Raw genomic sequence first — 12396 nt, forward strand, 5'->3', positions numbered from 1 at the left:
TTTTGTTTTTATTATGAATGATATTTAATTTATGAATATATTAAGAAGAAGCCTTGTCCGGTCGCCTTAAATTGACAAAAGGCATTGAGGCGTTTCTGTGTAGCCTCTGACCTTATCATAATCATTAATTAATACTATTTATTCGTCGTTTGTATTCATTGAGTTGATTATTAAGATGCCGCTCGTTGCTGTTGCAACCTGTTTTTCACCATTAATTATTTGTTATCCACAGAGATATGGAATGCGATCTGCTGATGATTAAAATTGAAAAAGTAATTAATAAAAATGACCTTAAGGCATTTATCGCTTTTCCGTCATCACTTTATCCCGACGATCCAAACTGGATACCCCCTTTATTCATTGAACGCAACGAGCATTTGTCTGCGAAAAATCCGGGGACGGACCATATCATCTGGCAGGCGTGGGTGGCAAAAAAAGCGGGGCAGATAGTTGGGCGTATTACCGCGCAAATAGATACCTTGCACCGTGAGCGTTACGGTGAAGATACCGGTCATTTCGGCATGATTGACGCCATTGATGATCCGCAGGATTTTGCCGCGTTGTTTGGCGCAGCGGAAGCGTGGTTGAAGTCACAAGGTGCAAGTAAGATCAGCGGGCCTTTCAGCCTGAATATCAATCAGGAAAGCGGATTACTGATTGAAGGTTTTGACACACCACCCTGTGCGATGATGCCACACGGCAAACCGTGGTATGCCGCGCATATTGAACAACTGGGTTATCACAAAGGCATTGATTTACTGGCGTGGTGGATGCAGCGAACCGATCTCACTTTCTCTCCGGCGCTAAAAAAACTGATGGATCAGGTGCGCAAAAAGGTGACCATTCGCTGCATCAATCGTCAGCGGTTTGCCGAAGAGATGCAGATCCTGCGTGAGATTTTCAACTCTGGCTGGCAGCACAACTGGGGATTTGTGCCGTTTACCGAACATGAATTCGCGACCATGGGCGACCAACTTAAATATCTGGTGCCGGACGATATGATCTACATCGCTGAGATTGATTCTGCACCCTGCGCGTTTATTGTGGCTTGCCTAACATCAACGAGGCGATTGCCGATCTGAACGGATCGCTCTTTCCCTTCGGCTGGGCAAAATTGCTGTGGCGTTTGAAAGTCAGCGGTGTGCGAACTGCGCGAGTACCGCTGATGGGCGTGCGCGACGAGTATCAGTTCAGCCGCATCGGCCCGGTGATTGCGCTGTTATTGATTGAAGCCTTACGCGATCCGTTTGCCCGCCGGAAGATCGATGCGCTGGAGATGTCATGGATCCTCGAAACCAATACAGGCATGAATAACATGCTGGAACGCATTGGGGCGGAGCCGTACAAGCGTTACCGATTGTATGAAAAGCAAATTTAATACCAGATCCTGTTTAGCGCAGGGGCGGTCATTCGGGAGAGGGTATAGATGAACAGATTTAACACCAGATCCTGTTAAGTGCAGGGGCGGTCCCCTCGCCTTGGGGATAGGGTAAAACTCTGCTCACATTCCCACCTTGTTCATCTCCAGCGGCACCGCCGAGCGAATCAAATGGTGGCCTTCCAGCTCGATATCGTGGAGATTCTTTTTCACGGTCCGTACATGATCGCGCGCTGCGCGCTGAGCGACGTGCGGCAGCCGCTGCAACACCGCGTTGTAGATCCGCGCATGCTGGCGATCGATCTGCTTTTTTTGCTGTGGTCGATGGTAGAGATTATTTACGCTGGCAAACACTGAATTAAACATCAGATCGGTCAATGATTGCAGCGTAAACACCAGCACCTGATTGTGAGAAGCCTGACAAATGGCGAGATGGAAAGCGTGATCCAACTGCGCATGTTCGATCAGCGAAATCTCTTTGTGGTTCTCACTGGCGGCGAGCATTTTTTCATAACAGCGGGTTATCACAACAAAATCAGCCTGCGTTCCCAGCGTTGCCGCCAGCCTTGCCGATTCGCCCTCCAGTAATGCGCGAACGTCGAGCAGATCGTACAGCGTTCGCGGCTGCGTACTGAACAGATGGATCAGCGGGCTGGTGTCCTGCTCCCGATTAAGCCGTGCGACATGAGAATCGCGACCCTGCGCCGTTTCAATAATCCCGCGCCCGCGCAGCACGGTCAGCCCTTCACGCAGTGCGGAGCGTGAGAAGCCGAGCTTTTCACACAGTCGACGTTCCGAGGGAAGCGGCTGACCGACCTTCAGTACGCCGTCGATAATTAACCGTTCGATACTCTCTGCAACCACTTCGCAAATAGGGCGACGTTCATCTTTCATTCCCGGACCTCGTGCACAGGTAGGACCAATTTTTCTGTTCTTAACTCGCAAAACACGCACATCACGCAAGTGATTATGTTACATCAATTTAACATTAAGTTAACCAAGACAAGGTCACAGAGCTGGAAAAAAAATGGTCTGACCGGTAGCTAAAGAGATAGACGAAAACGAAAAGCCCGCTTAATAACTGTTCACAGAAGCAGCGCGCAAAAATCAGCTGCCACACAACACAACAAAGCGAAGCCTACTCATGAGCATCTTGTACGAAGAGCGTCTTGATGGCGCTTTACCCGATGTCGACCGCACATCGGTACTGATGGCACTGCGTGAGCATGTCCCTGGACTTGAGATCCTGCATACCGATGAGGAGATCATTCCTTACGAGTGTGACGGGTTGAGCGCGTATCGCACGCGTCCATTACTGGTTGTTCTGCCTAAGCAAATGGAACAGGTGACAGCGATTCTGGCTGTCTGCCATCGCCTGCGTGTACCGGTGGTGACCCGTGGTGCAGGCACCGGGCTTTCTGGTGGCGCGCTGCCGCTGGAAAAAGGTGTGTTGTTGGTGATGGCGCGCTTTAAAGAGAGCCTCGACATTAACCCCGTTGGTCGCCGCGCGCGCGTGCAGCCGGGCGTATGTAACCTGGCGATCTCCTAGGCCGTTGCGCCGCATAATCTCTATTACGCGCCGGATCCTTCCTCACAAATCGCCTGTTCAATTGGCGGCAATGTGGCGGAAAATGCCGGTGGCGTCCACTGCCTGAAATATGGTCTGACCGTACATAACCTGCTGAAAATTGAAGTGCAAACGCTGGACGGCGAGGCGCTGACGCTGGGATCGGACGCGCTGGATTCACCTGGTTTTGACCTGCTGGCGCTGTTCACCGGATCGGAAGGTATGCTCGGCGTGACCACCGAAGTGACGGTAAAACTGCTGCCGAAGCCGCCCGTGGCGCGGGTTCTGTTAGCCAGCTTTGACTCGGTAGAAAAAGCCGGACTTGCGGTTGGTGACATCATCGCCAATGGCATTATCCCCGGCGGGCTGGAGATGATGGATAACCTGTCGATCCGCGCGGCGGAAGATTTTATTCATGCCGGTTATCCCGTCGACGCCGAAGCGATTTTGTTATGCGAACTGGACGGCGTGGAGTCTGACGTACAGGAAGACTGCGAGCGGGTTAACTACATCTTGTTGAAAGCGGGCGCGACTGACGTCCGTTTGGCACAGGACGAAGCAGAGCGCGTACGTTTCTGGGCCGGTCTCAAAAATGCGTTCCCGGCGGTAGGACGTATCTCCCCGGATTACTACTGCATGGATGGCACCATCCCGCGTCGCGCCCTGCCTGGCGTACTGGAAGGCATTGCCCGTTTATCGCAGCAATATGATTTACGTGTTGCCAACGTCTTTCATGCCGGAGATGGCAACATGCACCCGTTAATCCTTTTCGATGCCAACGAACCTGGTGAATTTGCCCGCGCGGAAGAGCTGGGCGGGAAGATCCTCGAACTCTGCGTTGAAGTTGGCGGCAGCATCAGTGGGGAACATGGCATCGGGCGAGAAAAAATCAATCAAATGTGCGCCCAGTTCAACAGCGATGAAATCACGACCTTCCATGCGGTCAAGGCGGCGTTTGACCCCGATGGTTTGCTGAACCCTGGGAAAAACATTCCCACGCTACACCGCTGTGCTGAATTTGGTGCCATGCATGTGCATCACGGTCATTTACCTTTTCCTGAACTGGAGCGCTTTTGATGCTACGCGAGTGTGATTACAGTCAGGCGCTGCTGGAGCAGGTGAATCAGGCAATTAGCGATAAAACGCCGCTGGTGATTCAGGGCAGCAATAGCAAAGCCTTTTTAGGTCGCCCAGTCACCGGGCAAACGCTGGATGTGCGTTGTCATCGCGGCATTGTTAATTACGACCCGACCGAGCTGGTGATAACCGCTCGTGCCGGAACGCCGCTGGTGGCGATTGAAGCGGCGCTGGAGAGCGCCGGGCAAATGCTTCCCTGCGAGCCGCCGCATTATGGTGAAGAAGCCACCTGGGGCGGGATGGTCGCCTGCGGGCTGGCGGGGCCGCGTCGCCCGTGGAGCGGTTCGGTCCGCGATTTTGTCCTCGGCACGCGCATCATTACCGGCACTGGAAAACATCTGCGTTTTGGTGGCGAAGTGATGAAAAACGTTGCCGGATACGATCTCTCACGGTTAATGGCCGGAAGCTACGGTTGTCTTGGCGTGCTCACTGAAATCTCAATGAAAGTGTTACCGCGACCGCGTGCCTCTCTGAGCCTGCGTCGGGAAATCAGCCTGCAAGAAGCCATGAGTGAAATCGCCGAGTGGCAACTCCAGCCATTACCCATTAGTGGCTTATGTTACTTCGACAATGCGTTGTGGATCCGCCTTGAGGGCGGCGAAGGATCGGTAAAAGCAGCGCGTGAACTGCTGGGTGGCGAAGAGGTTGTGGGTCAGTTCTGGCAGCAATTGCGTGAACAACAACTGCCGTTCTTCTCGTTACCAGGTACCTTATGGCGCATTTCATTACCCAGCGATGCGCCGATGATGGATTTACCCGGCGAGCAACTGATCGACTGGGGCGGGGCGTTACGCTGGCTGAAATCGACAGCCGATGACAATCAAATCCATCGCATCGCCCGCAACGCTGGCGGTCATGCGACCCGCTTTAGTGCCGGAGATGGTGGCTTTGCCCCGCTATCGGCTCCTTTATTCCGCTATCACCAGCAGCTTAAACAGCAGCTCGACCCTTGCGGCGTGTTTAACCCCGGTCGCATGTACGCGGAACTTTGAGGAGCAGGCTATGCAAACCCGATTAACCGAAGAGATGCGGCAGAACGCGCGCTGGAAGCCGACAGCATCCTGTGCGCCTGTGTTCACTGCGGATTTTGTACCGCAACCTGCCCAACCTATCAGCTTCTGGGCGATGAACTGGACGGGCCGCGCGGGCGCATCTATCTGATTAAACAGGTGCTGGAAGGCAACGAAGTCACGCTTAAAACACAGGAGCATCTCGATCGCTGCCTCACTTGCCGCAATTGTGAAACCACCTGTCCTTCTGGTGTGCGCTATCACAATTTGCTGGATATCGGGCGTGATATTGTCGAGCAGAAAGTGAAACGCCCACTGCCGGAGCGAATGCTGCGCGAAGGATTGCGCCAGGTAGTGCCGCGTCCGGCGGTCTTCCGTGCGCTGACGCAGGTAGGGCTGGTGCTGCGACCGTTTTTACCGGAACAGGTCAGAGCAAAACTGCCTGCTGAAACGGTGAAAGCTAAACCGCGTCCGCCGCTGCGCCATAAGCGTCGGGTTTTAATGCTGGAAGGCTGCGCCCAGCCTACGCTTTCGCCCAACACCAACGCGGCAACTGCGCGAGTGCTGGATCGTCTGGGGATCAGCGTCATGTCAGCTAACGAAGCAGGCTGTTGTGGCGCGGTGGACTATCATCTTAATGCGCAGGAGAAAGGGTTGGCACGGGCGCGCAATAATATTGATGCCTGGTGGCCCGCGATTGAAGCAGGTGCCGAGGCAATTTTGCAAACCGCCAGCGGTTGCGGCGCGTTCGTCAAAGAGTATGGGCAGATGCTGAAAAACGATGCGTTATATGCCGATAAAGCGCGTCAGGTCAGTGAACTGGCGGTCGATTTAGTCGAACTTCTGCGCGAGGAACCGCTGGAAAAACTGGCAATTCGCGGCGATAAAAAACTGGCCTTCCACTGCCCGTGTACCCTACAACATGCGCAAAAGCTGAACGGCGAAGTGGAAAAAGTGTTACTTCGTCTTGGATTTACCTTAACGGACGTTCCCGACAGCCATCTGTGCTGCGGTTCAGCGGGAACATATGCGTTAACGCATCCCGATCTGGCACGCCAGCTGCGGGATAACAAAATGAATGCGCTGGAAAGCGGCAAACCGGAAATGATCGTCACCGCCAACATTGGTTGCCAGACGCATCTGGCGAGCGCCGGTCGTACCTCTGTGCGTCACTGGATTGAAATTGTAGAACAAGCCCTTGAAAAGGAATAAAAAAATGAAAACTAAAGTCATTCTTAGCCAGCAAATGGCGAGTGCAATTATTGCCGCAGGTCAGGAAGAGGCGCAGAAAAATAACTGGTCTGTTTCCATTGCTGTTGCCGATGACGGCGGTCATCTGCTGGCGTTAAGTCGCATGGACGATTGCGCGCCGATTGCGGCTTACATCTCCCAGGAGAAAGCGCGTACCGCCGCGCTGGGGCGTCGTGAAACTAAGGGCTATGAAGAGATGGTGAACAACGGACGTACCGCGTTCGTGACTGCGCCGTTACTGACGTCGCTGGAAGGCGGCGTACCGGTTGTTGTTGATGGGCAAATTATTGGTGCCGTGGGCGTTTCTGGTTTAACCGGAGCACAGGATGCGCAGGTCGCGAAAGTGGCAGCAGCGGTGTTGGCGAAATAAGCGAAAACGAGGAGAGAAACAATGAGTCAAACCATAACCCAGGGCCGTTTACGCATTGACGCCAATTTTAAACGTTTTGTGGATGGAGAAGTTTTGCCGGGCGTGGAACTGGACGCTGCTGCATTCTGGCACAATGTTGATGAGATCGTTCACGATCTGGCACCAGAAAATCGTCAGTTGCTGGCAGAACGCGATCGCATTCAGGCGGCGCTTGATGAGTGGCATCGCAGCAATCCGGGGCCGGTAAAAGATAAAGCGGCCTATAAATCTTTCCTTCGTGAACTGGGCTACCTGGTGCCGCAACCGGAGCGCGTGACGGTGGAAACCACGGGCATTGACAGCGAAATCACCAGTCAGGCGGGGCCACAGCTGGTGGTTCCGGCAATGAACGCCCGCTACGCGCTGAACGCGGCGAACGCTCGCTGGGGCTCACTGTACGATGCGTTATACGGCAGCGACATCATCCCGCAGGAAGGGGCGATGGTCAGTGGCTACGATCCGCAGCGCGGTGAGCAGGTTATCGCCTGGGTTCGACGTTTCCTCGATGAATCACTACCGCTGGAAAACGGCAGCTATCAGGATGTGGTGGCGTTTAAGGTGGTCGATAAACAATTACGCATCCAGTTGAAAAATGGTAAAGAAACCACGTTACGTACTCCAGCACAGTTTGTCGGTTACCGTGGCGATGCCGCTGCGCCGACCTGCATTTTGCTGAAAAATAACGGCCTGCATATTGAACTGCAAATTGATGCCAACGGGCGGATTGGCAAAGACGATCCGGCGCACATCAACGATGTTATCGTCGAAGCTGCTATCAGTACCATTCTCGACTGCGAAGATTCGGTCGCGGCGGTTGATGCGGAAGATAAAATCCTGCTGTACCGCAATCTGCTGGGCCTGATGCAGGGGACTCTGCAAGAGAAAATGGAGAAAAACGGTCGGCAAATCGTACGTAAACTGAATGACGATCGTCAGTACACCGCCGCCGATGGCTCTGAAATTTCTCTGCACGGACGCTCGTTGCTGTTTATCCGCAACGTGGGTCATTTGATGACCATTCCTGTGATTTGGGACAGCGAAGGCAATGAAATCCCGGAAGGTATTCTTGATGGCGTCATGACTGGCGCGATTGCCCTCTATGATTTAAAAGTGCAGAAAAACTCGCGCACTGGCAGCGTCTATATTGTGAAACCGAAAATGCACGGTCCGCAGGAAGTGGCGTTCGCCAACAAACTGTTTACCCGCATTGAGACAATGCTCGGTATGGCACCGAATACCCTGAAAATGGGCATTATGGATGAAGAACGCCGGACCTCGCTGAACTTGCGTAGCTGTATCGCTCAGGCGCGCAACCGCGTGGCGTTCATCAATACCGGTTTCCTCGACCGTACCGGCGATGAAATGCATTCGGTGATGGAAGCTGGCCCGATGCTGCGTAAAAACCAGATGAAATCGACGCCGTGGATCAAAGCCTACGAACGTAATAACGTGCTTTCCGGTCTGTTCTGTGGGCTGCGCGGTAAAGCGCAAATCGGTAAAGGCATGTGGGCAATGCCGGACCTGATGGCAGACATGTACAGCCAGAAGGGCGACCAACTGCGTGCCGGGGCAAACACAGCCTGGGTTCCGTCACCAACCGCTGCTACGCTCCATGCGCTGCACTACCACCATACCAACGTACAGAGCGTGCAAGCCAACATTGCCCAGACCGAGTTCAGTGCTGAATTTGAACCGCTGCTGGACGATCTGCTGACTATTCCGGTGGCTGAAAACGCTAACTGGTCGGCGCAAGAGATCCAACAAGAGCTGGATAACAACGTGCAGGGGATTCTGGGGTACGTGGTGCGTTGGGTGGAGCAGGGGATTGGTTGTTCAAAAGTGCCGGATATTCACAACGTGGCGCTGATGGAAGACCGCGCAACGCTGCGTATCTCCAGCCAGCATATCGCCAACTGGTTACGTCACGGTATTCTGACCAAAGAACAGGTGCAGGCGTCGCTGGAGAATATGGCGAAAGTGGTTGATCAGCAAAATGCTGGCGATCCGGCTTATCGTCCGATGGCGGGGAATTTCGCTAACTCGTGTGCTTTTAAAGCTGCCAGCGATTTAATCTTCCTCGGCGTGAAACAGCCAAACGGTTATACCGAACCGTTATTACACGCCTGGCGTTTACGCGAAAAAGAAAGTCATTAATAGCGTCAAAAAAGCCCCGGCAAGTTTTATTGTCGGGGCTATGATAGTAACTGCGGTAGTACATTTATCCCGGAAATAACCGGAGCGATTATCAGGGTTTAACAATATTAAATACCCGTAGCGCATTACTAGCGGGCCTAAAACAACAATATGGACATCTTAACGATACTCTGCGCCTGCGTGTGCGGAACAGAAACCCTTACCCGATATACTTGTTATGCCAGAGGTAGCAATTGCGTTAGCGGCGTACTGTTGCTGTAAAGTATAACGCCTATATTTTACAGTTCAGTCCTCTTTTGCTTATTACAACCTTAAGTATATCAAGCATATAAAGATAATAAGAGACTGAACAATATGGTTACCTGGACCCAAATGTATATGCCGATGGGAGGACTGGGGCTATCCGCTCTGGTCGCCCTGATCCCGATAATATTCTTCTTCGTTGCACTCGCGGTATTACGTCTGAAAGGACATGTTGCTGGAGCAATAACCCTTATATTATCTATCCTGATTGCGATATTCGCCTTTAAAATGCCGATTGATATGGCATTTGCTGCTGCGGGCTATGGCTTTATTTATGGATTATGGCCAATTGCGTGGATTATTGTCGCGGCGGTGTTCCTGTATAAATTAACCGTTGCCAGCGGGCAGTTCGATATTATCCGCAGCTCGGTTATCTCCATCACCGACGATCAGCGTTTGCAGGTGTTACTGATTGGTTTCTCCTTTGGTGCGTTGCTGGAAGGAGCTGCTGGCTTTGGTGCGACGGTGGCGTTTGGTGCGTTGGGCGTGCCGATTCTGGTCGCCGGTCAGGTAACGGGAATCGATCCGTTCCACATTGGCGCAATGGCGGGACGTCAGTTACCGTTCCTGTCGGTTCTTGTGCCGTTCTGGCTGGTAGCAATGATGGACGGCTGGAAAGGGGTGAAAGAGACGTGGCCAGCGGCGCTGGTTGCTGGGGGAAGCTTCGCTGTCACTCAGTTCTTTACCTCTAACTATATTGGTCCGGAACTGCCGGATATTACTTCGGCGCTGGTGAGTATCGTCTCACTCGCTTTATTCCTTAAAGTCTGGCGGCCGAAAAATACCGAAACGGCAATCAGCATGGGGCAATCCGCAGGTGCGATGGTGGTAAATAAGCCATCTTCTGGCGGTCCCGTGCCTTCAGAATATAGTCTGGGGCAAATCATTCGTGCGTGGTCACCGTTTTTAATCTTAACGGTGCTGGTCACCATCTGGACCATGAAGCCGTTTAAAGCGTTATTTGCTCCGGGCGGCGCGTTTTATTCACTGGTGATTAATTTCCAGATCCCTCATTTGCATCAACAAGTGTTGAAAGCGGCACCCATTGTCGCCCAACCAACGCCAATGGATGCGGTGTTTAAATTCGACCCTCTCTCGGCTGGCGGCACCGCTATTTTTATTGCGGCGATTATCTCTATCTTCATCCTCGGCGTGGGCATCAAGAAAGGGATTGGCGTCTTTGCCGAAATGCTAATTAGTCTGAAGTGGCCGATATTGTCGATTGGCATGGTGCTGGCATTCGCCTTCGTCACCAACTATTCCGGCATGTCCACCACGCTGGCGCTGGTACTGGCAGGTACAGGCGTGATGTTCCCGTTTTTCTCACCGTTTCTCGGCTGGCTGGGCGTATTCCTTACCGGGTCGGACACTTCTTCAAACGCCCTGTTTGGTTCACTGCAATCGACCACGGCGCAGCAAATCAACGTCTCTGACACTCTGCTGGTGGCAGCAAATACCAGCGGCGGCGTAACTGGCAAGATGATCTCCCCGCAATCTATCGCCGTGGCCTGCGCCGCGACGGGCATGGTGGGCCGAGAATCTGAACTGTTCCGCTACACCGTGAAGCACAGTCTGATTTTTGCCAGCGTTATCACCCTGCTGCAGGCGTATGTGTTTACCGGGATGTTAGTCTCGTAAATCAATAAAGCCGGATGAAGGTAAATATCACCCGGCTTTCCATTTGTCTGTCGTTTATCTCGCCAGGGAACCGTTTTTACGATTGGCTTCTTTATACGTAGTCTCCGTTTTACGATGCGAATTGTTTAATATTTATACAACTTGGCTTCTGTGCTGGTTATAAAGTACCCACTTTCATGAGATCAATTTTAGTATGTTATTACATTGCTTCATCTGTTGCTTTCATGACGAATGGCGTTTTTTCTCTTATTTATATTTTTCACTAGAACAATGAGTAGATCAAAATTCCCAAAACTCCCAAAAACATAAGATTATTCGCAAAGCTGATTTTGCAGAATAATGAGAACTTTTAAGATTTGTCGAGGATCAATTTTAAGCAATTTATCTCCACTTGTTACATAAAAGATGCCGTTAGGTTAATAAGTTAATCTTGCTATAACAGTGTTCGTTACTGCCTATTAATAAAGATATTTGGGATAGGGTAACGTGGATGAGGATTCGAAATCATCCGTCTTGCGGAAAGTGAAATGTTGGCAGATGTTAATATTATGTATGTATTTTAACTCCAACAACACACCAATCATTTTGTTAGAAATAAGAAAATTTATGGTTAAATAATTTGGTGATTATGAAGCATTAAATCGTAATGCCAAATATTGTTCGCTTTGGAGAGTATTATTGCCTGTTTGTGTCTGTTGAGCAGAAAAATCATCTGAATTTGAATACTTTTATTAGGTGTGAATAAATGAAAAAATCATTAAAATCATTAAAATCATTAAAATCATTAAAATCATTAAAATCATTAAAATCATTAACTTATATGAATATTTCAGAGTTGGAGTTCGAATGTTGACACCTGAGTATTTCCTGCTAAAAATAGCCCTGCTTTACGGATGGTTGTATTGCAATAACACGAAAGTAGTAAGAGATTAAAGGTATCTGTCAGCGATAACTCTGCAAGTGATGACATTTTGTAAACCAAATAATGTAAATCAGCAATGTATCTTTTCACTTAATTATAACAAATGTGGTATTCACTAAGAATCTGATACGAGCTTACATCACGACTATTTTAGTCTCATCGCGGGATACAGGGATGCACCGATGGATCTCAGCACACCGTAATGCAATACCTGAACAAATAGAACAGTAAAGTGGTTCAGTATTAATGAAAGCTCTTATTTTCCGTTGGGAAAACTTAAAATAGATGAGAAGGCTTTTTGATTTCTTATGTGATCTCATTTCGAGTATTGAGAAATTTGTGATTTTTAAATTTTTCAATAAGCCCTGTAAGGGATTGGGGTTTTATGAGAAATAAAGAGACGTATTGTCTTTGTTTAAACGGTACGTAAATTGGGTAATGCTGCCAACTTACTGATTTAGTGTATGATGGTGATTTTAAGGTGCTTGCGTGGCTTCCATTTCCATCAGATGTCCTTCCTGCTCCGCTACTGAAGGCGTGGTGCGTAACGGCAAAAGCACTGCCGGACATCAGCGCTATCTCTGCTCTCATTGCCGTAAAACATGGCAACTACAGTTCACTTACACC

The 12396-nt window shown here is 50.7% G+C and carries 6 protein-coding genes and 3 pseudogenes; 8 read left to right on the top strand and 1 reads right to left on the bottom strand.

The features are described from left to right. The first annotated feature begins 236 nt into the window (after positions 1-236). A pseudogene (gene yghO / locus ABZJ92_RS02410) lies at positions 237-1378 on the top strand (protein YghO). A 123-nt stretch (positions 1379-1501) separates the two neighbouring features. Here the strand turns inward: yghO and glcC are convergent. Continuing rightward, a complete protein-coding gene (glcC, locus tag ABZJ92_RS02415) occupies positions 1502-2272 on the bottom strand; it encodes a transcriptional regulator GlcC (protein WP_005085869.1) in 771 nt (256 codons plus the stop codon). Between the two features lie 250 nt (positions 2273-2522). Here glcC and glcD point away from each other — a divergent pair. The 7 genes and pseudogenes from glcD to ABZJ92_RS02450 all read left to right on the top strand — a co-directional run. Next, a pseudogene (glcD, locus tag ABZJ92_RS02420) lies at positions 2523-4022 on the top strand (glycolate oxidase subunit GlcD). Then, positions 4022-5074: a glycolate oxidase subunit GlcE gene (glcE, locus tag ABZJ92_RS02425; RefSeq protein ID WP_000943081.1), complete on the top strand. Its 1053-nt coding sequence runs from the start codon at positions 4022-4024 to the stop codon at positions 5072-5074. Before glcD ends, glcE begins: the two are co-directional and overlap by 1 nt. A 10-nt stretch (positions 5075-5084) precedes the next feature. After that, positions 5085-6304: pseudogene (glcF, locus tag ABZJ92_RS02430) on the top strand (glycolate oxidase subunit GlcF). Between the two features lie 4 nt (positions 6305-6308). Continuing rightward, positions 6309-6713, top strand: coding sequence for a GlcG family protein (locus ABZJ92_RS02435; protein WP_000853257.1), 405 nt, complete (start codon positions 6309-6311; stop codon positions 6711-6713). Positions 6714-6734: 21 nt separating this feature from the next. After that, positions 6735-8906, top strand: coding sequence for a malate synthase G (gene glcB / locus ABZJ92_RS02440; RefSeq protein ID WP_000084122.1), 2172 nt, complete (start codon positions 6735-6737; stop codon positions 8904-8906). A 354-nt stretch (positions 8907-9260) separates the two neighbouring features. Continuing rightward, complete coding sequence (locus ABZJ92_RS02445; RefSeq protein ID WP_000259315.1) at positions 9261-10847, top strand: lactate permease LctP family transporter; 1587 nt, start codon at positions 9261-9263, stop codon at positions 10845-10847. A gap of 1411 nt (positions 10848-12258) precedes the next feature. Beyond that, positions 12259-12396, top strand: a 138-nt coding sequence (locus ABZJ92_RS02450; RefSeq protein ID WP_001645659.1) for an insA N-terminal domain protein, incomplete at its 3' end; no start/stop codon positions are given.

Origin of the sequence: Shigella sp. FJ200513 (assembly GCF_040495915.1) — a bacterium.
Lineage (GTDB): Bacteria > Pseudomonadota > Gammaproteobacteria > Enterobacterales > Enterobacteriaceae > ECMA0423.

Bases quoted from the DNA above. Each gene is read 5' to 3' on its own strand.
- glcC (WP_005085869.1), bottom strand. From the start codon at position 2,272: ATGAAAGATGAACGTCGCCCTATTTGCGAAGTGGTTGCAGAGAGTATC.
- glcE (WP_000943081.1), top strand. From the start codon at position 4,022: ATGCTACGCGAGTGTGATTACAGTCAGGCGCTGCTGGAGCAGGTGAAT.
- ABZJ92_RS02435 (WP_000853257.1), top strand. From the start codon at position 6,309: ATGAAAACTAAAGTCATTCTTAGCCAGCAAATGGCGAGTGCAATTATT.
- glcB (WP_000084122.1), top strand. From the start codon at position 6,735: ATGAGTCAAACCATAACCCAGGGCCGTTTACGCATTGACGCCAATTTT.
- ABZJ92_RS02445 (WP_000259315.1), top strand. From the start codon at position 9,261: ATGGTTACCTGGACCCAAATGTATATGCCGATGGGAGGACTGGGGCTA.